We start from the raw sequence: 22,556 nt of genomic DNA on the forward strand, positions 1-22,556 counted from the left end.
ATTTGTAAACGCGGCCGGCTTTACGGCTGTTCACAAATGGCGCGCGGCGCGCTCATTCGGCATGGCCGTGCCGGGCCAGAAAATCCCGTTTGCTTGCGGCGGAAAGCTGTTTGAAGGCGTGCTCGGCCCGCAGCGCGGCGGAGCGGTCGGGGTATTCTATGACCAGTTCGACGGCGACAGGCCGGTTGAGGCGGGTGTAACGCGCCCCTTTGCCGGCCTGGTGCTGCGCGTAGCGGCGGTTCACGTCGGTGCTGACGCCGGTGTACAGCGCGCCGCTTTCGCAGCGCAGCACGTAGAGGAACCAGGGCCGAGGCGGGCCCTGGCCGTCAGGCTCACAGCTCGTCGCCGCCATGGCTGGCCAGCGGGCTGATGCGCACGCGCTCGGTGCGATTGCCCTTCTGCGCGGTGACGCGCAGCTTCCAGTCGCCGACGATGATCTCGTCGCCCTCGCGCGGGATGCGTTCCAGGCAGTCCATTAGCAGGCCGGCCACGGTGTGGAAGTCCTCGTCCTCGAAATCGCCCAGCGTCAGGTACTGCTCCAGCGTGACGAGTTCCAGGCTGCCCTCCACGTCGTAGCCGCCGTCCGGCTGAACGGCGATGGCCGGCAGCTCGTGGCGCTCGTGCTCTTCCGGGAACTCGCCGGCGATGGCCTCCATCAGGTCCTTCTGGGTGACGATGCCTTCCAGGCTGCCGAACTCGTCGACCACGAAGGCCATGTCGGCGGCATGCTGGCGGAAGCTCTCCAGCGCCTTCAGCACGGTGACGGTTTCCGGCAGCACCAGCGGCTGGCGCAGCGCGGCGTCTATGTCCAGCGGGCGGCCGTCCAGCAACTGGGCCAGCAGGTCCTTGCGCGCCACGATGCCCAGCGGCTCGTCTATGCTGCCGTCGCGTATCACCACTAGCCGCGAGTAGGGACTGTCGCGCAGCGCCTGGCGCTGCGCCGTATCCGGCTGGCTCAGGTCCAGACGGTGGATGTCGGCGCGCGGGGTGGCGATCACGCGGATCGGCCGTTCGGCCAGCGTCAGCACGCTGTGTATCATGGCGCGCTCATTGTGGCCGAAGGCGGTGTCTTCCACCGGCTTCGGGCCGGTTTCCGGCTTGGCCTCCGCCGCGGCGCTGTCGGCCAGCCGGCTGCCCATCAGGCTCAGCACGGTGTTGGCGGTGCGCTCGCGGAAGCTCTGGGTGCGGTTCAAGTAGCGGATGCGGTTGGCCTGCGATACCTGATTGAAAGCCTCGATCAGCACCGAGAAGCCGATGGCTGCGTACAGATAGCCCTTGGGAATGTGGAAGCCGAAGCCGTCTGCGATCAGGCTGAAACCAATCATCAGCAGGAAGCCCAGGCACAGCATCACCACGGTGGGGTGGGCGTTGACGAAGGCGGTCAGCGGCTTGCTGGCGGCGATCATCAGGATCATGGCGATGACCACGGCCAGCATCATCACCGCCAGATGCTCGGACATGCCGATGGCGGTGATGACGGAGTCGATGGAGAACACGGCGTCCAGCACCAGGATCTGAGCCACCACGGTGGCGAAGGCGGCGTAGGCGCGCTGGGTGGCGCCCTTGACGTGCTCCACGCCCTCCAGCCGCTCATGCAGCTCGGTGGTGGCCTTGAACAGCAGGAAGACGCCGCCGCCGAGCATGATCAGATCGCGGCCGGCGAAGCCCTGGCCCCAGATCGAGAACAGCGGCGTGGTCAGCGTGACCAGCCAGGAGATGCTGGCCAAGAGGCCCAGGCGCATGATCAGCGCCAGCGACAGGCCGGTGACGCGGGCGCGGTCGCGCTGCTCCGGCGGCAGTTTTTCGGCCAGGATGGCCACGAAAATCAGGTTGTCTATGCCCAGGACGATCTCGAGGATGATCAGGGTCAGGAGGCCAAGCCAGGCGGCGGGGTCGGACAGCCATGAAAGGTCCATGATGATGTAAAACGTTCCTTGTGCGATAAAAAAACGATAAAAAGCGCTACAAGGATACCAAATGCCATCGTCCCGAGCCGGGAAAATGCGAAATACCCGGCGCCAGCGCCGGGTATTTCATCATGGCATGGCCTGTCGGCCAGGTTTACAGGCCGCCGTAGGAGTGCAGGCCGGACAGGAACATATTGACGCCGAGGAAGGCGAAGCTGGTGACCAGCAGGCCTATCACCGCCCACCAGGCCAGCGGCGCGCCGCGCCAGCCCTTGACCAGCCGGATGTGCAGCCAGGCGGCGTAGTTCAGCCAGACGATCAGGGCCCAGGTTTCCTTCGGGTCCCAGCTCCAGTAGCCGCCCCAGGCGTCGGCCGCCCACATCGCGCCGAGTATGGTGGCGATGGTGAAGAACAGGAAACCGACCGAAATGGCCTTGTACATCATCTCGTCCAGCACTTCGGCGCTGGGCAGCCTGTCCTTCAGCCAGCCTTTCAGCGACAGCAGCTCGCCCACGCCCAGCATGGCGGCCAGCGAGAAGGCCCCGTAGCCGACGAAGTTGGCCGGCACGTGTATCTTCATCCACCACGATTGCAGCGCCGGAATCAGCGGCTGGATTTCGTGCGCCTTGCGGTCGAAGGTGTACCACAGGATGAAAGCGACCGAGGCGCTGATCACCAGCAGCACCAGCGCGCCGGCCTGGCGGGCGGCGAAGCGGGCTTCGTAGTACAGATACATCAGCGCGGTGATCAGCGTGAACAGCACGAAGACTTCGTACAGATTGGACACCGGAATGTGGCCGACGTCCGGCGCGATCAAATAGCTCTCGTACCAGCGCACGAACAGGCCGGCCAGGCCCATCACCGCGGCGGACCAGGTCAGGCCGCCGCCCATGCGCGCCAGCTGCTCCGAGCGGCGCAGCAGCGCGGCCCAGTACACGCCGGTGGCGAGGAAGAACAAGGTGCACATCCACATGATGGCGGACTGGCTGGACAGCGCGTATTTGAGCCAGAACGCTTGCTGTCCGCGCGCCAGATCGTGCTGGTACAGCGGAATGGCAAGCAGCGCCACGGCGCCGGACAGCGGGAAATACCAGCGCCAGGACTTCCAGAACCAGCCCAGCGCGATCAGGCCCAGCGTCGAGCCGGCCAGGATGCCTTGCTCGTAGACATCCATGCTGTTGTGGTACAAGCCGAAGGTGTAGGCCGCGGCCGCGACGATCAGCAGCGCGTAGGCCCAGTCCCACAGATTCGTCCGCCGCCACAAGGGCGCGCGGGCGTAAGATGCGTTAGCGAGTTCCATCATGTCCCCGTGTCAGCTGTTTGATCGCGTCGAGATGACGCAGGAAGTCTTGATCCAGATCGCGGTTGTGCCGATTGGACGTCATGGCCACGCGCAAGCGGCGGCCGTCTATGCGTATCCACAGCCGCAGTTCCCGCACATAGAACATTAGCACGATGCCCAGCACCAGCAACACTGATCCCAAGTACACCAGGGTTTTGCCCGGGGAGCGGGTCAGCTGCAGGCCGGAGGACTGCACCTGGTCGAAGCCGTCCAGCTGCAGGAACACCGGCGCGCCGTAATCGCGCAGGCTGCCTGCGGCCACCAGGCCGTCCAGCAGGAAGCGGTAGTGGGCGGCATCGGCCTTCAGTTGCGGCGCATGGGCTTTGTCGTCGGCCACCGCCATCACGTCGATCACCGCGCCTTGCAGGATCTTGATATAGGTTTGCGCCACCGCTTGGCGCTGGGCCGCCGGCACGCGTTCGTCCAGGAATTTCTCCAGGCCGGCGAAGCCGCTGTCGGCGAAACGCTGCAGCACGCCTTTGACGCTGTCTCCGAACTGGCGCGCTAGCTTGTCGTCTATCACGCCGCCCTGACGCGCCTTGGCGGTGGCCCGCGCGGCGATCTCGTCGTACAGCGCGGGATTGCGCAGCGCGGAATACAGGCGCATGAAACGATCGATCTTCATCTCGTCGTCCAGCGGCAGCCGCAGGTATTGGAACGGCTCGGCCGGGGTCTTGCGCATGCCTGCCATCAGATACTGCGCGCCGTCCTGCTCTATCGGCGCCATATAGTTCAGGTATTCCACCGCCTGGCCCTGGGCGTCGCGCAGCTTGAAGCCTATGGACGGGCCGAAGTTCTTCAGCGCCTTGTCCTGGCGCACTTCGCGCGCGTCGTGCATGCGTTGGCGCAAGGTGGTTTCGGCCTCCGCCGGTTTGCCGACGTTCTCGATGTTGAACACCCGCAGCTCGCCGAACTCCAGCGAATAGTCCTTGCCGTTGGCGCGCAAGGGCTGGCTGCTCATGGACACGCCCTGCAGCGGCGAAGGCGCCGCTTGCGGCGCGGCCAGGTTCCAGGCGGAGAAGCGCAGCGGCGAGCCGCCGTCGCCGAAGCTGGACTGGTAGATGGCGACGCCGTCCACGATCAAGGGGTGGTTCACCTTGACCGTCGCCTCGGTATGCTTGCCGCTGGCCTTGTCCGTCACCACGATATCGCTGGCGAACAGCTTGGGCATGCCGTTGCTGTAGTAATCCACATGGAATTTCTTCAGCGAGACGATGAAGGGCAGCTCCTGCACCAGATAGCCGTTGCCGGAATTGACGAAGGTGACGTCGGCGCTCTTGCCTTCCGCGATGTTGACGTTGCCGCGGAAGGACAGATTGGACGCGCCGAGCCGGCTGGCGGCGGGAATCTGGCTTTGCGGCAGGTCGCGGGTTTCCGGTACGATGCGGCCTACCACTTCGCCTAGCTTCAGCGGCAGATTGCCGTCCAGCAGGCCGCCGAGGCAGATCACGATCAAGGCGATGTGGGCGAAGAAATAGCCGAGCTTGCCGGCCGCGCCGCGTTTGGCAGCGATCAGCAGGCCGCCGTCGCCGCGCGGGCTCTCGCGCCAGCGGAAGCCTTGGGCCTGCAGGTAGGCGAACAGCGGCTGGGCCTCCGAGCGCTCCGCGGCGAAGGCCGCGCTGTGCGGCATGGCGGCCAGCGAGCCGTCGTTGGCCTTCTCGCGGAAGGAGCGCATCTGGCGGATGAAGCCTGGACCGTTGCGCAGCACGCACAAGGTGAGGGACAGCACCAGGAAGCCCAGAATGACCAGGAACCAGGCCGAGTGATAAACATCATACAAGCCTAGCCGCTCGAAGACGCGGAACCAGAATGGTCCGAACTCGAAGGCGTAGTTGGGATAGGGTTCGTTCTGTTTCAGCACGGTGCCGATGACCGAGGCGATGGCCAGGATGGTCAACAGGCCGATCGCGAAGCGCATCGAACTGAACAGCTCGTGCAGGGCGTGTGCGGTGTGTTGGCGACGGTTGTTTTTTTTCATGATAGGGAACATAAAAAGGGAAGCCCGCCGGGAGCTTCCCTTTTGAACGCGCCGGCTCGGCAAAGTTGCGTCCCGTCCAGCTGTTCGCGCGAAGGGACGTGCATGGCGCTCAGCGCAGGCCGGAGATATAGGCGGAAACGGCCTTCATTTCCTCGTCGGTCATGCGGCTGGCGATGTCGGCCATGATAGTGTTTTTGCGGTCGGCGCCGGCCTTGAAGTCGGCCAGTTGCTTGGCGACATACGCCGCGTGCTGGCTGCCCAGGCGCGGGAATTCGTCGGGCAGGCCCTTGCCGGCCGGGCCGTGACAGGCCATGCAGGCCGGCACGTGGCTGGTGGCGTTGCCGACGCGGTAGAGCTTGGCGCCCAGCGGCATCAGCGCCTTGTCGGCGGCTTCGCGCTCTTTGGGCTTTTGCTCGCTGAAATAGGCGGCGACGTTGCGCATATCGTCGTCGGACAGGGTGGAGGCCATGCCCAGCATGGTCGGATTTTTGCGTTGGCCGCTCTTGAACGCCTTTAACTGGTTATACAGATATTGGGGGCTCTGTCCGGCCAGCGAGGGATTGGCAGCCGCGACGCTGTTGCCGTCCGCGCCATGACAGGCTGCGCAGACGGTGTCGACGATCTGCTTGCCTTTTGACGGATCGCCCTGCGGCCCCGCCGCCAGAGCCGAGCCGGCTAGAGTGAAGGTGGCCATCGCCAGCAGCATTGTTCGTTTCATGGTCGCTCCTTTAGGGTGAGCCCTAAAATATCTGTAAAAGTAGCAATTCCAAATCTGTTATTCTATACCAATTGATTTAACCTTACTACCATGTCGATTTTTCAAAACGCCAAGTTTTATACCACCGTCAACCATATGAAGGACTTGCCGGCCACGCGCGCCGAAGTCGCCTTCGTGGGACGCTCCAATGCCGGCAAATCCAGCGCCATCAACACGCTGGCCAACCGCACGCGGCTGGCTTACGTGTCGAAGACGCCTGGCCGCACCCAGCATATCAACTTCTTCGAACTGGGCGAGGAGTGCTTCCTGGTCGACCTGCCCGGCTACGGCTACGCCGAAGTGCCGGAAGCGGTGCGCGCCCACTGGGTGGAGCTGCTGGGGCGCTACCTGCGGACGCGGCAGAGCCTGATCGGCCTTCTGTTGATTATGGACGCTCGCCACCCCTTGAAGGACCTGGATCGCAGAATGCTGGAATTTTTCCGCGAGACCAGCCGTCCGGTGCATATCCTGCTGTCCAAGGCGGACAAATTGTCGCGGCAGGAGCAGAACAAGGTGCTGGCGCTGGTGAAGCGCGAGCTGGCCGACTATCCATCAGTCAGCGTGCAGATGTTCTCCAGCTTGAAAAAGGCCGGGGTGGACGAAGTGGAGCAGGTGGTGAAGGGCTGGTTCGACGCGCTGCCGCCGGCGGGCGACGCCGAGCCGGAACTTTGAAGCGGGAGCGGCGCCTAAGCTGCAGGTGTTCTCACCTCCCGCTTGGCTCCCTGAGCGGGGCCTGAATCGTTGCTATCCAGGCATTGCCCCGGTCTTCATGGCCGGGGTTTTTTCTTGGCTTTTCCCGGCGAGCGGGCGTGAAAAAAGGCGAAGGATGCATCCTTCGCCTTTCGCCCTGTGCCATACGATTCAACAGCCGGCGCGCTTATAGGCTGGAGATCACGGTTTCCACGTGCAGATTCTCCGCCACGGTGCGTACGGCCTCGTCCGTCGGGAACGGGCCCAGGCGCACCTTGTAAACGCCTGCCTGGTTGACGATGCCGAGCTTGGAGTCGTACTTGTCGTCCAGTTGGTCCAGCATCTTCTGCAGCAGCGCTTCCGCGCTAGCCAGCTTGGAGAATGAGCCCAGCTGCAGATACTTCGGATTGTCGCCCGCCTTCAGCTCGCGCGAGGGCTGAGCCGTGGCGAGGTAGGAGTCGTCAGGCGCCGGCCAGACGCGGTCCACCGCGATCTTGGCGCTGCCCTGCTTGACGAAGCCTAGCTTGTAGGCCGCGGCGTAGGACAAGTCCATCAGACGGCTCCGGTGGAAGGGGCCGCGATCATTGATGCGGACCACCACGGACTTGCCGTTGTTGACGTTGGTCACCCGGACGTAGCTCGGAATCGGCAGCGTCGGGTGGGCGGCGGTCATGGCGAACATATCGTAGCGTTCGCCGGAGGTCGTCTTGCGACCATGGAACTGCTTGCCGTACCAAGAGGCACGGCCTGTGGCGTGGTAAGGCTTTTCGCTCACGTCGGGGCGGAAGCTCATGCCCAGCGCGGAGTACGGCAGGTTGGCCGACTTGATCAGCGGCTCTTCCTGCGGCACGGCGTCAGGCACCAGATTCAGGTTGGCCGGGATATGATCGGCCGGACCGTCGTTCTGGAAATAAGCTCCGTTCTTGGCGACGGTCTTCTTGTTTGTCGGCGTAGCCGACTGGTTTGTGGCGCTGGCCGTCTTCACGGTGGAACAGGCCACAAGCACGAGACTGACAAAAACAAGCCACAGCCATCGGAGTACAGGTTGCATAAACCTCCCTATGCTGTTGGGCCAACCTTGCGAACTGCTATGCCCCCCCTGCGAAATCGAGCTGACGCCAAGCCTCGAACACCGTCACTGCGACGGCATTGGAGAGATTGAGGCTTCTCGACTCGGGACGCATCGGCAAACGAATCCTTTGCTGCGCCGGCAGGGCAGCCAGCACATCTTGCGGCAAGCCGCGGGATTCGGGACCGAACAAAAACACGTCCCCGGGTTGGTAGGAAATCCGGTCATGGCGCGTGGCGCCCTTCGTCGTCGCGGCGAAAATCCGTCGTCCCTGAAGCGTCCGCAGGCAAGCGGACCAATCCTCGTGGACGACTACGCGGGCATACTCGTGATAATCGAGCCCCGCGCGCCGCAACTTCGCGTCCTCGAGCGGAAAGCCCAAGGGTTTGACCAGATGCAGTTCACAGCCGGTGTTGGCGCATAAACGAATCACATTGCCCGTGTTGGGCGGGATTTCCGGCTGAAATAGAACAACAGTGAACATCGTTGGCAGGGTGGATTGTTCCAAGGAATCAAAATCTTGGTCAAGTTTTTGGGGAAAACGCCCGGGCGAGCACCCATGCGTCGACCCGTTTCGCCCCCTGTTTTTTGAGCTCTCTGGCTAGGGAGGAGAGGGTCGCGCCGCTGGTCGCCACGTCATCGACAATGGCGATGCAAAGCCCGTCGCAGCGGCGTTTTACGCCGAATGCATGACGCACGTTTCGCAGTCTTTCGGCGCGGGCGAGCGAGGCCTGCGGCAGTGTGTTGTATTTTCGCCAACACAGATCATCCGAAAAACGGCTGTTCATTGTACCAGCGAATGCTTTGGCAAGCTCGCCGCTCTGGTTGAATCCCCTTTGCGCAAGTCTTTCATTTGCCAATGGAACGGGAATGACAAAGTCGTATTTCCTGCTTTGGCCCGCCGCGAAATCGCTGAGCAAACCGCTAAGGACTCCGGCCAATTGCAAGCGTTTGCCGTACTTGAAGGCATGCAGCAGGCCGCTGAGGGGGTAGCCAAAAAGGTAAGGAACGTGTAGCGCGTCGAAGTGCGGCGGGCGGCGTTGGCAAGGTCCGCACAGCGAGCCGCCGGGGGTGGGTTCGGCGCAGCGCGGGCAGCGTTCGGCCGGCAGCATGGGCAGCATGTCCCGGCAGGGCGAACATAGTCCGCGATGGCTGTCCGCTTGTCCGCAGAGTAAGCATTTCTGCTTAATTATTGGGCAGTTGTCAATCTGATGGGTAAGCCAATTTGACAGCATTGCGACGCCCCTCCAAGATTCCGTCGTTCGCCCGTATCGCGGGCATGGGTAATGCGCCCGCCATGCAATAACCTTAAATGAATGGAGCATACGATGCATTCTGTACCGATGGAGTTCAAACGCCCGGCCGCGCCGCATCCGCAGCAGGCCAACTGGAGCGTGGACGAGGTGGAAGCCCTGCTGGGCCTGCCGCTGATGGAGCTGGTGTTCCGCGCGGCGGAAATCCATCGGCAATTCTTCGACCCGACCAAGATCCAGCTGTCGACCCTGGTGTCGATCAAGACCGGCGGCTGCCCGGAAGATTGCGGCTACTGTCCGCAATCGGCGCATCACGATACGCCGGTGGAGGACCAGCCCATGATGACAGTGGCCGAGGTGGTGGCCGCGGCGCGGCAGGCCAAGGCCAACGGCGCCGGCCGTTTCTGCATGGGCGCGGCCTGGCGCGGTCCCAAGGATGCCGATCTGGGACAGACGCTGGACATGGTGCGCGAAGTGAAGGCGCTGGGGCTGGAAACCTGCGCCACCTTCGGCCTGCTGCGCGATGGCCAGGCCGAAAGGCTGAAGGATGCCGGTTTGGACTACTACAACCACAATCTGGACACCGCGCCGGACAAGTATGCTGATATCATTCAAAGCCGCGAATATGAGGACCGCCTGGACACATTGGGCAAAGTGCGCAAGGCGGGCTTGTCGGTGTGCTGCGGCGGCATCGTCGGCATGAACGAGACCCGGCGCGACCGCGCCGGCCTGATCGTTCAACTGGCCAATCTGGATCCGCAGCCGGAGTCGGTGCCGGTCAACAATCTGGTGAAGGTGGTGGGCACGCCGCTGGAGGGGGCGGAAAAGCTGGACTGGACCGAGTTCGTCCGCACCATCGCCGCGGCGCGCATCGCCATGCCGCGCAGCTACGTGCGCCTGTCCGCCGGCCGGCGCGAAATGGACGAAGCCACCCAGGCCTTGTGTTTCCTGGCCGGCGCCAACTCCATTTTCTATGGCGACAAGCTGCTGACTACCGGCAATCCGGACGTGTTGGCGGACCAGTCGTTGATGGCCAAGCTGGACTTGCAGCCCTTGTAAGAAACATTAGCGGATAAGGGCTGTCTTCTTAAACGGAAACATATATATAGTATGCCGCGCCGGACCGCCTCTCCGGCGCGGTCAACCCACGCTTTAAGAGTGCCCCATCATGCGTTTGCAAGACTTGTCCGCCGCGCTGTCGGACCTGGAATCGAATCACCGCCTGCGCCGGCGCGCGACCCTGGCGTCGCCGCAGGGCGTCGACATCGTCGTCGACGGCCAGTCCTATCTGTCCTTCGCCAGCAATGACTATCTCGGCCTGGCCGATCACCCGGCCCTGGCGCTGGCCTTGCAGCAGGGGGTGGAGCGCTGGGGAGCCGGCAGCGGCGCTTCGCACCTGCTGACCGGGCATAGCGAGGCGCACCAGCGCGCGGAGGAGGCGCTGGCGCGCTTCGTCGGGCGCGAGGCCGCGTTGTTGTTCGGTTCCGGCTATGCGGCCAATCTGGCGGTGATCACCAGCCTGGTCGGTCGCGGCGACGCGGTATTCGCCGACAAGTTGAACCACGCCTCGCTGAATGACGGCTGTCTGCTGTCGCGCGCCGATTTCCAACGCTTCCGCCACAACGATATGGCGCATCTGGAGCAGCTGCTGGCCGCCAGCGCGGCCCGTACCAAGCTGATCGCGGTGGACGCGGTGTACAGCATGGATGGCGACGAAGCGCCGCTGCCGGCGCTGCTGGCGCTGGCCGAGCGTTACGATGCCTGGCTCTATGTGGACGACGCGCACGGCTTCGGCGTGTTGGGAGGCGGACGCGGCGCGGCGGCGGAGCACGGCCTGGCCAGCGAACGCTTGATCTATATGGCCACCTTGGGCAAGGCGGCAGGCCTGGCCGGGGCTTTTGTCGCCGGCGAAGGTTTGTTGACGGACTGGCTGGTCAACCGCGCGCGCACTTATATCTTCAGCACCGCGCAGCCGCCGGCGCTGGCCGCGGCCGTGGAGACCAGCCTGCGGTTGATCGAGGAGGGGGACGAGCGTCGCGCGCGGCTCGCGCAACTGGCGGCGCGCTGCCGCGAACGGCTGGATGGCACCCGCTTTGCCGGCGGGGCTTCCCGCACCCCGATCCAACCCTTTATCATAGGCGAAGATGCTCATGCCATAAGGCTGGCCGACAGTTTGCGGCGGCAAGGCTACTGGGTGCCGGCCATCCGCCCGCCCACGGTGCCGGAGAACGGCGCGCGGCTGCGGATTTCGCTGTCGGCGTCGCACGAGCCGGCGCAACTGGACGCGTTGCTGGATTTGATGCTGCAAGCGAGCGGCTGACGCGCCGGTCGCGGCAGTCATGTCAAAGGCCCGGAGCTTCGGCTTCGGGCCTTTGCGTATCCGCTAGGCCAGGCTTGGGCGGCGCGCGCCGTGGGGAAGCGGTTTGCGCGTGGCATGCGGATTTTCCGCCTAACTCGTACTACGATAATGACATGATGAGCACGGCAGAATATTTGGAAGACCCGGCGCAGGCGGCCGAACGGGCCCTGGCTCTGCTGCGGCGGGAGAGCGGCCTGTCCGCCGCCGCTATCTGGGGCGCGTCCGGCGCGACCTGGCAGAAATTGGCCGGATTCGGCGCGGCCGAAGGCTTGCCATCGGCCGAACTCCTGGTCGGCGGCCGTTTGCCGGGGCCGGACGGCGGCGCCTTGGCTTTGCGCATGGCGGACAAGGCCTTGGGCTGGCTGGTGTGGCGCGGCCGGGCGCCGGCGTCGTTGGCCGACATCGCGGCCCTGCTGGCCGGCCATCTGCATTGCGCCGCCTTGCGCGAAGAACACTCCGCCGCGCGGCGGGTCAACGAGACCATGCTGGAAATCAGCCTGCTGGCCGGGGAGGGCGCGAGCCTGGAGCGATTGCTGCCCAGGCTGCACCGGCTGATGTCGCGGCTGATGGATGTCGGCAATTTCTCCATCGCTCTTTATGGCGATGATGGCGCGACCCTGCATTTTCCGTTCTATGTCGACAGACGCGATCCGGCGCCGCCCTCGCCGCAAGCCATGCTGCCGCTGGACGACGGGCATGCCGCGCTGGCCGCCTGGCTGCTGCGCGGCGGCAAGCCCATGGTGCTGAGCGGCGAGCGCATCGTCGAGCTGTGCCGACAGGAGGGTATGCCGCAACCGGCTGCGCTGCCGGCCTTCTGGATGGGCGCGCCGCTGGCCAACGCCGCCGGCGGCTTCATCGGCGCGGTGACGTTGCATACCTATGAGGATCAGCCGGCGCTGACCTCGTCCGAACAGTTGTTGTTCATGTTCGCCGCGCGCCATGTCGGCTTCGCGCTGGACCGCGTGCTGTACCGCGGCCGGCTGGAGCGCCAGGTCTGGCTGCGCACCAGCGAGCTGGAAGGCGCCAACGCCAGGCTGCGCGCGGAAGTGGCCAGCCGCAAGCGGACCGAGAAATTCCAGAACGCCTTGTTCCGCATCGCGGAGCTGTCCAATTCCAGCCTGTCGCTGGAGGCCTTCCTCAGCGGCCTGCATCGGCTGCTGTCGGAAATGGTGTCGGCGCGCAACTGCCTGGTGGCCTTGTACGACAAGGTCAATGACCGCATCACGTTTCCGTATTGCGCCGACGAGTACGTCGAAGCGCTGCATCCGCGCAAGCCGGGCAAGGGGTATATCGAACAGGTGCTGCACAGCGGGCGGCCGCTGCTGGTGGACCCGTACAGTCAATTGGCCGCGCCGGACGAGGAAGGCGGCGTCAGGCCGCAAAGCTGGCTGGGCGTGCCCCTGTACTGCGACCACGAGCTGCTGGGCGTGCTGGCGGTGCAGAGTTACGACGGCGAGGCGAGCTACAATTTCCGCGATCAGGAAGTGCTGGAATTCGTCGCCAACAATATCGGCGCCGCGCTGGCGCGGGTGCGCGCGCTGGAGAGCCTGCAGCAGGCCTATGCCGAGCTGGAACAGCGCGTGCGCGAGCGCACCAGCGAGCTGGACGCGGTCAACGCCCAACTGGAGTTCGACAGCCTGCACGATCCGCTGACCAAGCTGCCCAATCGCAATTATTTCGCCAAGGCGCTGCGCCGGGCATGGGACGGCTACCTCGCCGGCTCCGGCGACCGCTTCGCGCTGCTGTTCATCGACCTGGACCGCTTCAAGCTGGTCAACGACACGCTGGGCCACCTAGCCGGAGACCATCTGCTGTTCGAAGCCGGCGCCCGCATCCGCTCCTGCCTGCGCCACTACGATTTTCTGGCGCGGCTGGGCGGCGACGAGTTTGCGGTGCTGATGTTCGGCATGGATGGAACGGAAGACTGCGAGCTGATCGCCCGCCGGATTGTCAGCGAGTTCGAGCGGCCGGTGATCCTGGCCGGGCGCGAGGTGTTTTCCACCGCCAGCGTCGGCGTGGTGCTGGCCGACCGCGACCACTACCACAAGGCGGACGAGTTGCTGCGCGACGCCGACCACGCCATGTACTGCACCAAGCAGCAGGGCCGCCAGGGCTACACCCTGTTCAGCCACCAGCTGCGCATAGACCAGGCGGACCAGTTGGCGCTGGAGAGCGAGCTCAGGCGCGCGCTGGAGGAGGACAGCCAGTTGCTGCCCTACTATCAGCCCTTCATCGAAGCCGCCACCGGCAGGCTTACCGGCTTCGAGACGCTGGTGCGCTGGCAGCATCCGCAGCGCGGCTTGATTTCGCCGGCGCTGTTCCTGCCCATGGCGGAGGAGAGCGGCTTGATCACGCGGCTGGACCGCTACATGCTGAACGCCGCTTGCGCCCAGCTGCAGGCCTGGCGCGCCGAGGGCCGCGTCGGCGAAAACATTGCGCTGCACATCAACTTGTCCTCGGCCAATTTCCATGATCCGGATCTGGTGGGCTGGATAGGCGAGCGCATCGCCCATTACCAGCTGCCGCCGTCCATGCTGCACCTGGAAATCACCGAAAGCGCGCTGATAGACCAGCCGGACACCGCCGCCACCGTGATGCAGGCCTTGCACGAGCTGGGCGTCAAGCTGGCGCTGGACGACTTCGGCACCGGCTATTCGGCGCTGTCCTATCTGCACCGTTACCGCTTCGACGTGCTGAAGATAGATCAGTCCTTCGTATTCGATCTGGACCGCAAGGAAGAATCCGTCGCCATCGTCCGCGCCATACTGGCTTTGGCCAAAGCGCTGGACCTGGACGTGGTGGCCGAGGGCGTGGAGACAGCCGCGCAGCTGGCCATGCTGCGGGAGATGGGTTGCGGCAAGCTGCAGGGCTTCTACTTCGCCGCGCCGGCGCCGGCGCGCGGCATCGATTGGGAGCGGCTGGCGCGTTTCGAACGGGATATTCCCTGTGCGGCGTGAATGGACCTCCCGCTTCAACCGCTGGCGCTACGATCTGTACGCGCCGCTGTACGACAAGCTGGCACAGGGCTTCGCGGCGCAGCGCCGCCGCTCGCTGGGACTGCTCAATCCGCAGCCTCATGAGCGGGTGCTGCTGATCGCGGCCGGCACCGGCCTGGACCTGGATTTCCTGGTGCGCTGCCGCCATGTCTCCGCCATCGACATCGCGCCGGCCATGTTGCGGCAGCTGAGCGAGCGCGCGGAGCGGCTGGGCATGGCGGTGCGGGCCGAGGTGATGGATGGCCAGAAGCTGGAATTTCCGGACGAGAGCTTCGATGCGGTGGTGCTGCACCTGGCGCTGGCGGTGATTCCGGACCCGCTGGCCTGCATCCGCGAGGTGGAGCGGGTGTTGAAACCGGGCGGCCGGGTGGCGGTGTTCGACAAGTTTCTGGCCGATCGCCAGCGGGCGCCGCTGTGGCGCCGCGCCGGCAATCTGCTGGCGCGCGTCGTCGCCACCGACATCAACCGCCGCCTCGGCGACATCGTCGCCGTCACCAAACTGCAACGCATTCACGACGAAGACGCCGGCTTAGGTGGTTTCCTTCACATCGCACTCTTGCGAAAATAGCGTTTTCGCCCAATTTGACCGTACATGAATCTGTTTGTCGAAACGCTGGGCCAGGGCCCGGACGTGGTCATGCTGCATGGCTGGGGCCTGCACGGCGGCGTGTTCAGCCGGGTGGCCGAGCAACTGGCGACGCGCTTCTGCGTCCATCTGGTGGATTTGCCCGGCCATGGCGCCTCGCCGGCGCTGGCGCGCTTCGACGCCGATGCGGTGGCCGACATCGTGGCCGCGCACTTTCCGCTGCCGACGCATGTGGTGGGCTGGTCGCTGGGCGGCCTGATCGCCCAACACTGGGCAGCGCGCCATCCGGACAAGGTTAAGAGCCTGGCCCTGATCGCCACCAGCCCGCGCTTTGTGCGCGACGAGGACTGGCCGCACGCGCAGGAGCGCAAATCCATAGAGGCCGTCGCGCAAAGCCTGGACGGCGCTTTCGAGCAAACGCTGGAGCGTTTCCTCGCGCTGCAGATGATGGGCGCGCCGGCGGCGCGCGATACGCTGAAAGCCTTGCGAGGCGAATTGTTCGCCCATGGCCGGCCGCAAGGCCTGTTGCCGGCGCTGGAGCTGTTGTTGCAAGCTGACGCGCGCGCGCTGGCCGGCCGCATCGAGTGTCCCGCCGCGCTGTTCTATGGCGCGCGCGACGCTATCACACCCATAGGCGCCGGCCGCTGGCTGGCGGCGTCCTTGCCGGACGCCGTCCTTTATGAATTCCCGCAAGCGTCGCACGCGCCCTTCCTGTCGCATGAGCCGGATTTTGTGCGCGCGCTTGCCGAGCATCTGGAAACCCAGGCATGAGCGAATCGTTTTACACCGACAAGGCGCGCGTGCGCGCCTCGTTCGAAAAGGCAGCCGCCAGCTATGACGCGGCCGCCGTGCTGCAGCGCGAGGTGTCCGACCGCATGGCCGAACGTCTCGATTACATCAAGCATCAGCCCGAGCTGATTCTGGACGCCGGCGCCGGCACCGGCTACGGCGCGGCCGAGCTGCGGCGGCGTTATCCGCAGGCGCGGGTGATAGAACTGGACTTGGCGCACGCCATGCTGCAGGCCTCGCGCGAACGCGCCCGCGAGGGCGACGGCCTGCTGAAAAAGCTGTTCAAGCCCAGCGCGCCGTGGCAGATCAACGCCGACATCGAATGCCTGCCGCTGGCTGACGCCAGCGTGGACATGATCTGGTCTAACCTGACCATCCAGTGGATCAATGTGCCGGACAAGATGTTCGCCGAACTGCGCCGCGTACTGAAGCCGGACGGGCTGCTGATGTTCTCCACGCTGGGCCCGGATACCCTGGCCGAGCTGCGCGGCGCTTTCGCCGGCGTGGACGGCGCCACTCACGTCAACGAGTTCATCGACATGCACGACATCGGCGACGCGCTGATGCGCGCGGGTTTTGCAGAGCCGGTGATGGACATGGAGAAGATCGTGCTGACTTACGACGATGCCAAGTCCGTGATGCGGGATCTGAAAGCCATCGGCGCGCACAACGCCACCGCCGGCCGCGGCCGCGGCCTGATGGGCAAAGCGGCCTGGCGCAAAGTGGAGGAGGCTTATGAAAAGCACCGCCGAGACGGAAAGCTGCCGGCCAGTTACGAGGTGGTGTACGGCCATGCCTGGAAAGGCACCGGCAAGAAGCTGGCCAAGATGAGCGACGACGGCCGCCAGGTGATCGAATTCGTCAAGAAAGCGCAGCGGGCCGATTGAGCGCAAACCGGCGGCGCGAACAGGGGAAGGTTCCATGAGTGTGGAAATCCGCAGTGCCCGCCGCGAAGACGCGGCTTGTCTCGCCGCGCTGTCCATCCAGGTGTGGCTGAACACCTATTTGGTCGGCGGCGGCATCCGCCGCGGCATCGCCGATTATGTGTTGTCCGAGTTCACGCCGGAGAATTTCACGGCTTTGATCGCCAATCCTGCGTATCAGCTATTGCTAATGGAGGATGATGGCCATCTGCTCGGCTACGCGCTATTGAAATTGGATAGCGCTTGCCAGGGCTGCGATTTCCCGACGATGGAAGTGGAGCGGCTCTATCTGCTGGAAAGCCATACCGGGCAGGGCCTGGGCCGGCGCTTGCTGGAGGCGGCGCGGCAATGGGCGCGCGCTCAGGACGGCCAGCCGCGGCTATGGCTGACGGTGTGGCACGGCAACGCTCGCGCCATCGCCTTTTACCGCCGCGTGGACATGCTGCTCCACGGCGAAACCCATTTCGAATTGGAGGGCGCGCGGCATCTCAATTATGTGATGCTGGATCCCGCGCCTGTTGGGGCGGCCGCCTAGGCCGCCAGTGTCTGAAAGACTGATGGAATCATGATTAGCAATACTGTTTTGCGCCCCTGGCTGGCCTTGGGCTTCGCCGCCCTGCTGGCCGCCTGCTCCACGCCCAAGCCGCCGGAGACGCCGCCGGCCGCGCCGCCGGTCAAGGCGAAGATAGGATTGGCTCTTGGCGGCGGCGCGGCCAAGGGCTTTGCCCACATCGGCGTGATCAAGGTGCTGGAGGCCGCCGGCCTCAAGCCTGACATCGTCACCGGCACCAGCGCCGGCAGCGTGGTGGGCAGCTTGTACGCCTCCGGCCTCAACGGCATGCAGCTGCAGCAGCGCGCCATCGCGCTGGACCAGGCCGATCTGACCGACTGGACCCTGTCCAGCAAGGGCGTGATCAAGGGCGAGAAGCTGCAAAACTGGATCAACGCCCAGGTGGGCAACCGCCCGCTGGAGAAGTTGGCCCTGCCGTTTGGCGCGGTGTCCACCGAGCTGGACTCCGGCCGCAAAGTGGTGTTCCGCCAGGGCAATACCGGCCAGGCGGTGCGCGCCTCGGCCAGCATTCCCAACGTCTTCCTGCCGGTGCAGATCGGCCGCAAGCGCTATGTGGACGGCGGCCTGGTCAGTCCGGTGCCCGTCAGCGCCGCGCGAGAGATGGGTGCGCAGTTCATCATCGCGGTCGACATCACGGCCAGGCCCAAGCCGGGCCAGGCCGTGGGCTTCCTGTCCATGCTGGATCAGAGCCTGAACATCATGAACGGCCCGGCGCTGGCGCAGGAGCTGAAGCAGGCCGACGTGGTGATCCGCCCCGATGTGCTGAACATCGGTTCCGCCGATTTCGACGCGCGCAACCAGGCGATCCTGGAGGGCGAGAAGGCGGCGCAGCGCGCCTTGCCGCAAATCCGCGCGCTATTGCAGCAAAAGAACCTGGAGCTGGCTAAATAGCGGTATAGGCTGAGATGATGTCGCTATCGCGGCGGGTCGGGAGGCGCCTTCCGATCCGCCGTTTTTCCATCAACCATTTTGGAGTTGGCATGATCAAATTGCACGGCGTGTCCTTTTCGCCCTACTACAACAAGGTCAAGATCGCCCTGCTGGAGAAAGGCGTGAACTTCCAGGAAGTGCTGACACCGCCTTCGCAGGACGAGTGGTTGCTGGAAAAAAGCCCTATGGGCAAGATTCCCTTCGTCGAGATCAACGGCCGTCCGCTGGCGGAGTCAACGGTGATTCTGGAGTGGCTGGAAGACGCCTATCCCACCGCCTCCTTGCTGCCGCCGACGCCGAATGGCCGCGCGCTGGCGCGCGAGCTGATGTTGTTGCTGGAGCTCTATGTGATGCTGCCGGCGCAGCCGCTGGTGGGGTATCTGCTCAAGGGAGGGCGTCCAGACGCAGCTAAAGCCGAGGAAATGCGCCAGGCCATCGCCCGAGGCATGGGCGCGGTGGCCCAGCTGGCGCAGCATGGCCCATGGCTGGCCGGCGACGTTTTCAGTTTTGCGGACCTCAGCGCTGCCGGCGTGCTGCCGACGGTGGCGCAGCTGAGCCAGGCTTTGCTCGGCGAGAATTTGACGCAGCGCCTGCCTGGCGTCGCGGAGTATCTGCAAAAGCTGGGCCAGCGTCCCAGTGTGGCCCGCGTCTGGGCAGACCGCGAAGCCGCGCTGGCGGCCTTCATGGCGCGGCGCGGATAAGCTTGGCTATGGCATCCGCGCCACAGTGGCGGCGCGGATGCCGGCTCAGAAGCCGCCGCGGTTGACAATGCCTGTTGGGTAGAGTTTACACTTCAATCGAGTGTTTGCTTTATTCTGGCGAAAGGGCCTGTCGATGAAATTTCCGGTGGAATGGATCCTGCTGGCGCTAACGCCGGTTTTCCTGTTGTTCGTCGGCTGGGAGCTGTGGCGGCTGCGCCGCCAGGGCCGGCTGTCGATCTATGACTGGCGCGATTCCGCCTGTTGCGCGGCGCTGGGCCTCTTGCACCAGGGCGCGGACAAATTGGCCTGGGTGCTGACCCTGCCCTTGTACGGCTGGATTTTCCACCATCACCGCGTATTCGACTTTTCCGACAGCTGGCTGAGTTTCTTCGCGCTGTTCGTGGTCCAGGATTTCCTTTATTACTGGTTCCACCGCGTCAGCCACCGCGTGCGCTGGCTGTGGGCGGCGCACAGCGTGCATCACAGCTCCACCCGGATGAATTTCACCACCGCCTTCCGCCAGAGCCTGATGTATCCGGTGGCCGGCATGTGGGCATTCTGGCTGCCGCTGGCCTGGCTTGGCTTCCCGCCCGAGCAGGTGGTGGCGGTGGTGCTGCTGAACCTCGCCTTCCAGTTTTTCGTGCACACGCAGATCGTGCCCAAGCTGGGTTGGCTGGAGTATGTGTTCAACACCCCGTCCATTCATCGCAGCCACCATGCCAAAAATCCGCGTTACATCGATCACAACTACGCCGGCGTGTTGGTGATCTGGGACCGCTTGTTCGGCACCTTCGTCGAGGAGCTGGACAGCGAACCGTGCGAGTACGGCACGGTGAAGCCGGTGGACAGCTTCAATCCGCTGTGGGTCAGCGTGGCGGAGTGGCGCGACATGCTGGCCGAGGCCTGGCGAGCCGATAACTGGCGAGACCGCGCGACGGCGCTGTTCGGCCCGCCGGAGGCGGCGGAGGAAGCGGCCGCGCGGCAACGGGCGCGCTTGTCAGGCCGCCGCCAGGCCGCTTGAGCGGCGAATAGACAAAAGGCCCGGGAGACCGGGCCTTTCGCATGCGCGGGGCTAGGGGCTGTCAGATCAGCAGCTTGCCGTCCTTGGCCGGCAGCGTCTTGCCTTGCGGCTTCTCGTCCATGCGCACGGAGCCGGTCTTGCCGTCCAGCGAGTAGCGCACGTCGTAGCCCACCACTTTTTCCTTGTCCACGTTCTCGGTATTGCAGATAGTCTGGGTGCTGGTCACCTGATCGCGCTCCTGCATGCCCTCCTGCACCTTGTTGCCGGCCAGGCCGCCGGCCAGCGCGCCGAGCACGGTGGCCGCCTTTTTGCCGTTGCCGCCGCCCACTTGGTGGCCGAGCAGGCCGCCGACGACGCCGCCTATCACCGAGCCGGTGATGCGGTTGTTGTCCTGCACCGGCGCCTGATGCGCCACTTGTTCCTGATGGCAGACCTGCTTGGGTTCGCTGACCGTTTCCTTGACCGGCGTGACGGACAGGATCTTGGCGTGGCTGGTGTGGACCGGCTTGGGCTCGGCCTTGGGCTTGGCCGGCGCCGACGGCGCGACTGCCGCCGTGGAGGTTTGCGGCGCGGCCTGGACGATGGCGGAGGAGGCGGCGCTGGGCGGCAGGGCCTGCACGGCGGGCGCCGAGGCCTGGGCCAGCGGCGCGCTGGACGCCGCGGCGACGGCGATGGGTTCCGCCGGTTTCAAGGCCTGAATGGCGGCTACGCCGACTGCGCCGAGCGCGATGCCGCCGCCGAGCACGCCGGCGATCAATACGGATTGTTTCATTGTTCTCTCCCTGGGCGACGCTGTTGGTCGCATATGGCTTCGACCCGGATCATAGGCGCACAGTTGCCGGAGGTGTGTTCGCCATTTGTCACCGCTGGTAACGGAACGTTCGCGGCCGACGGCGATGCGCCGCTGCCGAAGTTTGCAGCGAGCTGCGCGAAAATTGGCAATTAATGTCAAAAAAAGCCATATTTAATGGTTTTATATTTTGAAATTGCAGACGTTCATCATAATTTGAGCATATATATTGTATCCAGCCGTTTGACGCGCGCCCCTGGCCAATGGTTAGATGGAGCTCGCACCCGCCAGTATCGATAAGGAGAAACCTACCGTGAGCGACGTCCAACCCGGTTTGCAGCGGCAACTGCAAAACCGCCACATCCAGCTGATCGCCCTCGGCGGCGCGGTCGGCACCGGCCTGTTCCTGGGCTCGGCCAGCGTGCTGAAGTCGGCTGGCCCCTCGATGATCCTCGGCTACGCCATCGCCGGCTTCATCGCCTTTCTGATCATGCGCCAACTCGGCGAGATGGTGGCGGAAGAGCCGGTGGCCGGCTCGTTCAGCCATTTCGCCTATCGTTACTGGGGCAATTTCGCCGGCTTCCTGTCCGGCTGGAACTATTGGGTGTTGTATGTGCTGGTCAGCATGGCGGAGCTGACTGCGGTGGGCGCCTATGTCCAGTACTGGTGGCCGCATGTGCCGGCCTGGCTGACCGCGCTGGTGTGCTTCGTCTGCATCAACGGCATCAATCTGGCCAACGTCAAATCCTACGGCGAGACCGAGTTCTGGTTCGCGCTGATCAAGGTGGCGGCTGTGATCGGCATGATCGTGTTCGGCGGCTACCTGCTGCTGTCCGGCACCGGCGGTCCGCAGGCCTCGTTCAGCAATCTGTGGAACGACGGCGGCTTCTTCCCGCACGGCTTTACCGGCCTGTTCATGATGATGGCGGTGATCATGTTCTCCTTCGGCGGCCTGGAGCTGATAGGCATGACCGCGGCCGAGGCGGCGGACCCGCAGAAGACCATTCCCAAGGCCGTGAACCAGGTGATTTACCGGATCTTGATCTTCTACATCGGCTCGCTGGTGGTGCTGCTGTCGCTGTATCCGTGGAACAAGGTGGCGGCCGGCGGCAGTCCCTTCGTGATGATCTTTGAGCAGATCGGCGCCGGTTTCACCGCTCACGCGCTGAACTTCGTGGTGCTGACGGCCGCGCTGTCGGTGTACAACAGCTGCGTTTACGCCACCAGCCGCATGCTGTTCAGCCTGGCCAAGCAGGGCAACGCGCCGCGCGCGCTGGGCAAGCTGGATACGCGCGGCGTGCCGGTCTACGCCACGCTGTTCTCGGCGCTGGCCACCTTCGCTTGCGTGATCCTGAACTACCTGCTGCCGGGCGAGGCGCTGGGCCTGTTGATGTCGCTGGTGGTGGCCGCCCTGGTGACCAACTGGGCAATGATCAGCCTGACCCACCTGAAGTTCCGCCGCGCCAAGGAAGGCCAGAAGCTGGTGTTCCCGTCGCTGTGGCATCCGGTGTCCAACTGGGTTTGCCTAGTTTTCATGGTGATGATCCTGGGCATCATGCTGTTCACGCCGGGCATGGATGTTTCCGTTTACGCGCTGCCGATCTGGCTGGGCTTGCTGTGGCTGGGCTTCCGCATGAAGCGCGCGAAGCAGCCGGAAGCCGAACTGGCGCGCCAGTCGCCGTAACCCTCGGCGCCGGTCATGGCCGGCTTCGCGACGCCAGGCCGCCCTCAGGGGCGGCCTTGTTATTGGTGGCGCGGTGGGTTGCTGTTATGAATTGGACAATTTGTCTAATATTTGTATTGAAAGATACGTGGTCGTATTATCAGTCGCATCCATTTTTTTTGACGAAGTGCCTTGATTTGTTTAGTCTTGTCTTAAGTCGTACTGATCGGT

General features: G+C 64.4%; 21 protein-coding genes. 12 read left to right on the forward strand and 9 right to left on the reverse strand.

Annotation, left to right across the window (positions count from 1 at the left end):
* Positions 1 to 52: 52 nt before the first annotated feature.
* From C2I19_RS04750 to C2I19_RS04770, 5 genes are all read right to left on the reverse strand, one after another.
* Positions 53 to 292: a GIY-YIG nuclease family protein gene (locus C2I19_RS04750; RefSeq protein ID WP_199181076.1), complete on the reverse strand. Its 240-nt coding sequence runs from the start codon at positions 290 to 292 to the stop codon at positions 53 to 55.
* Between the two features lie 40 nt (positions 293 to 332).
* The gene (locus tag C2I19_RS04755) at positions 333 to 1,916 is read right to left on the reverse strand and encodes a TerC family protein (protein WP_103901567.1); all 1,584 of its coding nucleotides are present in this window, start codon (positions 1,914 to 1,916) and stop codon (positions 333 to 335) included.
* A 145-nt stretch (positions 1,917 to 2,061) separates the two neighbouring features.
* Positions 2,062 to 3,207 carry a c-type cytochrome biogenesis protein CcsB gene (gene ccsB / locus C2I19_RS04760; protein ID WP_103901759.1) on the reverse strand — a complete coding sequence of 382 codons (1,146 nt, stop codon included), beginning with the start codon at positions 3,205 to 3,207 and terminating at the stop codon, positions 2,062 to 2,064.
* Positions 3,194 to 5,227 carry a cytochrome c biogenesis protein ResB gene (locus C2I19_RS04765; RefSeq protein WP_103901760.1) on the reverse strand — a complete coding sequence of 678 codons (2,034 nt, stop codon included), beginning with the start codon at positions 5,225 to 5,227 and terminating at the stop codon, positions 3,194 to 3,196. The genes ccsB and C2I19_RS04765 overlap by 14 nt, the downstream gene beginning before the upstream one ends.
* A gap of 109 nt (positions 5,228 to 5,336) precedes the next feature.
* Entirely contained in the window at positions 5,337 to 5,945 is a 609-nt protein-coding gene (locus C2I19_RS04770) for a c-type cytochrome (RefSeq protein ID WP_103901568.1), read from the reverse strand.
* A 90-nt stretch (positions 5,946 to 6,035) separates the two neighbouring features.
* On the opposite strand from C2I19_RS04770, the gene yihA reads away from it, so the two are divergent.
* Positions 6,036 to 6,656 carry a ribosome biogenesis GTP-binding protein YihA/YsxC gene (yihA, locus tag C2I19_RS04775; RefSeq protein WP_103901569.1) on the forward strand — a complete coding sequence of 207 codons (621 nt, stop codon included), beginning with the start codon at positions 6,036 to 6,038 and terminating at the stop codon, positions 6,654 to 6,656.
* A gap of 205 nt (positions 6,657 to 6,861) precedes the next feature.
* Here the strand turns inward: yihA and C2I19_RS04780 are convergent, their stop codons facing one another.
* From C2I19_RS04780 to C2I19_RS04790, 3 genes are all read right to left on the reverse strand, one after another.
* Positions 6,862 to 7,659, reverse strand: coding sequence for a septal ring lytic transglycosylase RlpA family protein (locus C2I19_RS04780; RefSeq protein WP_233201106.1), 798 nt, complete (start codon positions 7,657 to 7,659; stop codon positions 6,862 to 6,864).
* Between the two features lie 103 nt (positions 7,660 to 7,762).
* Positions 7,763 to 8,227 (reverse strand): tRNA (uridine(34)/cytosine(34)/5-carboxymethylaminomethyluridine(34)-2'-O)-methyltransferase TrmL, encoded by a 465-nt coding sequence (gene trmL / locus C2I19_RS04785; protein WP_103901571.1) that lies wholly within the window; start codon positions 8,225 to 8,227, stop codon positions 7,763 to 7,765.
* A 40-nt stretch (positions 8,228 to 8,267) separates the two neighbouring features.
* Complete coding sequence (locus tag C2I19_RS04790; protein WP_199181077.1) at positions 8,268 to 8,978, reverse strand: ComFC family protein; 711 nt, start codon at positions 8,976 to 8,978, stop codon at positions 8,268 to 8,270.
* A gap of 93 nt (positions 8,979 to 9,071) precedes the next feature.
* Here C2I19_RS04790 and bioB point away from each other — a divergent pair, with 93 nt between their 5' ends.
* From bioB to C2I19_RS04840, 10 genes are all read left to right on the forward strand, one after another.
* Entirely contained in the window at positions 9,072 to 10,055 is a 984-nt protein-coding gene (bioB, locus tag C2I19_RS04795) for a biotin synthase BioB (protein ID WP_103901572.1), read from the forward strand.
* A gap of 109 nt (positions 10,056 to 10,164) precedes the next feature.
* Positions 10,165 to 11,316, forward strand: a complete 1,152-nt coding sequence (gene bioF, locus C2I19_RS04800) for an 8-amino-7-oxononanoate synthase (RefSeq protein ID WP_103901573.1) — start codon at positions 10,165 to 10,167, stop codon at positions 11,314 to 11,316.
* A gap of 152 nt (positions 11,317 to 11,468) precedes the next feature.
* The gene (locus C2I19_RS04805) at positions 11,469 to 14,312 is read left to right on the forward strand and encodes a putative bifunctional diguanylate cyclase/phosphodiesterase (RefSeq protein WP_103901574.1); all 2,844 of its coding nucleotides are present in this window, start codon (positions 11,469 to 11,471) and stop codon (positions 14,310 to 14,312) included.
* On the forward strand, positions 14,302 to 14,919 hold the full coding sequence (locus C2I19_RS04810; protein WP_103901575.1) for a class I SAM-dependent methyltransferase: 618 nt from the start codon (positions 14,302 to 14,304) through the stop codon (positions 14,917 to 14,919). Before C2I19_RS04805 ends, C2I19_RS04810 begins: the two co-directional genes overlap by 11 nt.
* Before the next feature lie 24 nt (positions 14,920 to 14,943).
* Entirely contained in the window at positions 14,944 to 15,708 is a 765-nt protein-coding gene (gene bioH / locus C2I19_RS04815; RefSeq protein ID WP_103901576.1) for a pimeloyl-ACP methyl ester esterase BioH, read from the forward strand.
* Entirely contained in the window at positions 15,705 to 16,613 is a 909-nt protein-coding gene (bioC, locus tag C2I19_RS04820; protein WP_103901577.1) for a malonyl-ACP O-methyltransferase BioC, read from the forward strand. The genes bioH and bioC overlap by 4 nt, the downstream gene beginning before the upstream one ends.
* A gap of 34 nt (positions 16,614 to 16,647) precedes the next feature.
* On the forward strand, positions 16,648 to 17,184 hold the full coding sequence (locus C2I19_RS04825; protein WP_103901578.1) for a GNAT family N-acetyltransferase: 537 nt from the start codon (positions 16,648 to 16,650) through the stop codon (positions 17,182 to 17,184).
* A 30-nt stretch (positions 17,185 to 17,214) separates the two neighbouring features.
* Positions 17,215 to 18,111: a patatin-like phospholipase family protein gene (locus tag C2I19_RS04830; protein WP_103901579.1), complete on the forward strand. Its 897-nt coding sequence runs from the start codon at positions 17,215 to 17,217 to the stop codon at positions 18,109 to 18,111.
* A gap of 89 nt (positions 18,112 to 18,200) precedes the next feature.
* Positions 18,201 to 18,851: a glutathione S-transferase family protein gene (locus tag C2I19_RS04835; protein ID WP_103901580.1), complete on the forward strand. Its 651-nt coding sequence runs from the start codon at positions 18,201 to 18,203 to the stop codon at positions 18,849 to 18,851.
* A gap of 133 nt (positions 18,852 to 18,984) precedes the next feature.
* Positions 18,985 to 19,872: a sterol desaturase family protein gene (locus tag C2I19_RS04840; RefSeq protein ID WP_103901581.1), complete on the forward strand. Its 888-nt coding sequence runs from the start codon at positions 18,985 to 18,987 to the stop codon at positions 19,870 to 19,872.
* Positions 19,873 to 19,933: 61 nt separating this feature from the next.
* Here the strand turns inward: C2I19_RS04840 and C2I19_RS04845 are convergent, their stop codons facing one another.
* Positions 19,934 to 20,644: a glycine zipper 2TM domain-containing protein gene (locus C2I19_RS04845; protein WP_103901582.1), complete on the reverse strand. Its 711-nt coding sequence runs from the start codon at positions 20,642 to 20,644 to the stop codon at positions 19,934 to 19,936.
* 331 nt (positions 20,645 to 20,975) lie between these two features.
* Between C2I19_RS04845 and C2I19_RS04850 the strand changes: the two genes are divergently transcribed.
* On the forward strand, positions 20,976 to 22,346 hold the full coding sequence (locus tag C2I19_RS04850; protein WP_103901583.1) for an amino acid permease: 1,371 nt from the start codon (positions 20,976 to 20,978) through the stop codon (positions 22,344 to 22,346).
* The last annotated feature ends 210 nt before the right edge of the window (positions 22,347 to 22,556 follow it).

This window comes from Chromobacterium alticapitis (genome assembly GCF_002924365.1).
Lineage (GTDB): Bacteria > Pseudomonadota > Gammaproteobacteria > Burkholderiales > Chromobacteriaceae > Chromobacterium > Chromobacterium alticapitis.

What these genes read in the sequence shown, in the direction of transcription:
- C2I19_RS04755 (WP_103901567.1), bottom strand. Translation starts at nt 1,916, where the DNA reads ATGGACCTTTCATGGCTGTCCGACCCCGCCGCCTGGCTTGGCCTCCTG.
- ccsB (WP_103901759.1), bottom strand. Translation starts at nt 3,207, where the DNA reads ATGGAACTCGCTAACGCATCTTACGCCCGCGCGCCCTTGTGGCGGCGG.
- C2I19_RS04765 (WP_103901760.1), bottom strand. Translation starts at nt 5,227, where the DNA reads ATGAAAAAAAACAACCGTCGCCAACACACCGCACACGCCCTGCACGAG.
- C2I19_RS04770 (WP_103901568.1), bottom strand. Translation starts at nt 5,945, where the DNA reads ATGAAACGAACAATGCTGCTGGCGATGGCCACCTTCACTCTAGCCGGC.
- yihA (WP_103901569.1), top strand. Translation starts at nt 6,036, where the DNA reads ATGTCGATTTTTCAAAACGCCAAGTTTTATACCACCGTCAACCATATG.
- trmL (WP_103901571.1), bottom strand. Translation starts at nt 8,227, where the DNA reads ATGTTCACTGTTGTTCTATTTCAGCCGGAAATCCCGCCCAACACGGGC.
- C2I19_RS04790 (WP_199181077.1), bottom strand. Translation starts at nt 8,978, where the DNA reads ATGCTGTCAAATTGGCTTACCCATCAGATTGACAACTGCCCAATAATT.
- bioB (WP_103901572.1), top strand. Translation starts at nt 9,072, where the DNA reads ATGCATTCTGTACCGATGGAGTTCAAACGCCCGGCCGCGCCGCATCCG.
- bioF (WP_103901573.1), top strand. Translation starts at nt 10,165, where the DNA reads ATGCGTTTGCAAGACTTGTCCGCCGCGCTGTCGGACCTGGAATCGAAT.
- C2I19_RS04805 (WP_103901574.1), top strand. Translation starts at nt 11,469, where the DNA reads ATGATGAGCACGGCAGAATATTTGGAAGACCCGGCGCAGGCGGCCGAA.
- bioH (WP_103901576.1), top strand. Translation starts at nt 14,944, where the DNA reads ATGAATCTGTTTGTCGAAACGCTGGGCCAGGGCCCGGACGTGGTCATG.
- bioC (WP_103901577.1), top strand. Translation starts at nt 15,705, where the DNA reads ATGAGCGAATCGTTTTACACCGACAAGGCGCGCGTGCGCGCCTCGTTC.
- C2I19_RS04825 (WP_103901578.1), top strand. Translation starts at nt 16,648, where the DNA reads ATGAGTGTGGAAATCCGCAGTGCCCGCCGCGAAGACGCGGCTTGTCTC.
- C2I19_RS04830 (WP_103901579.1), top strand. Translation starts at nt 17,215, where the DNA reads ATGATTAGCAATACTGTTTTGCGCCCCTGGCTGGCCTTGGGCTTCGCC.
- C2I19_RS04835 (WP_103901580.1), top strand. Translation starts at nt 18,201, where the DNA reads ATGATCAAATTGCACGGCGTGTCCTTTTCGCCCTACTACAACAAGGTC.
- C2I19_RS04840 (WP_103901581.1), top strand. Translation starts at nt 18,985, where the DNA reads ATGAAATTTCCGGTGGAATGGATCCTGCTGGCGCTAACGCCGGTTTTC.
- C2I19_RS04845 (WP_103901582.1), bottom strand. Translation starts at nt 20,644, where the DNA reads ATGAAACAATCCGTATTGATCGCCGGCGTGCTCGGCGGCGGCATCGCG.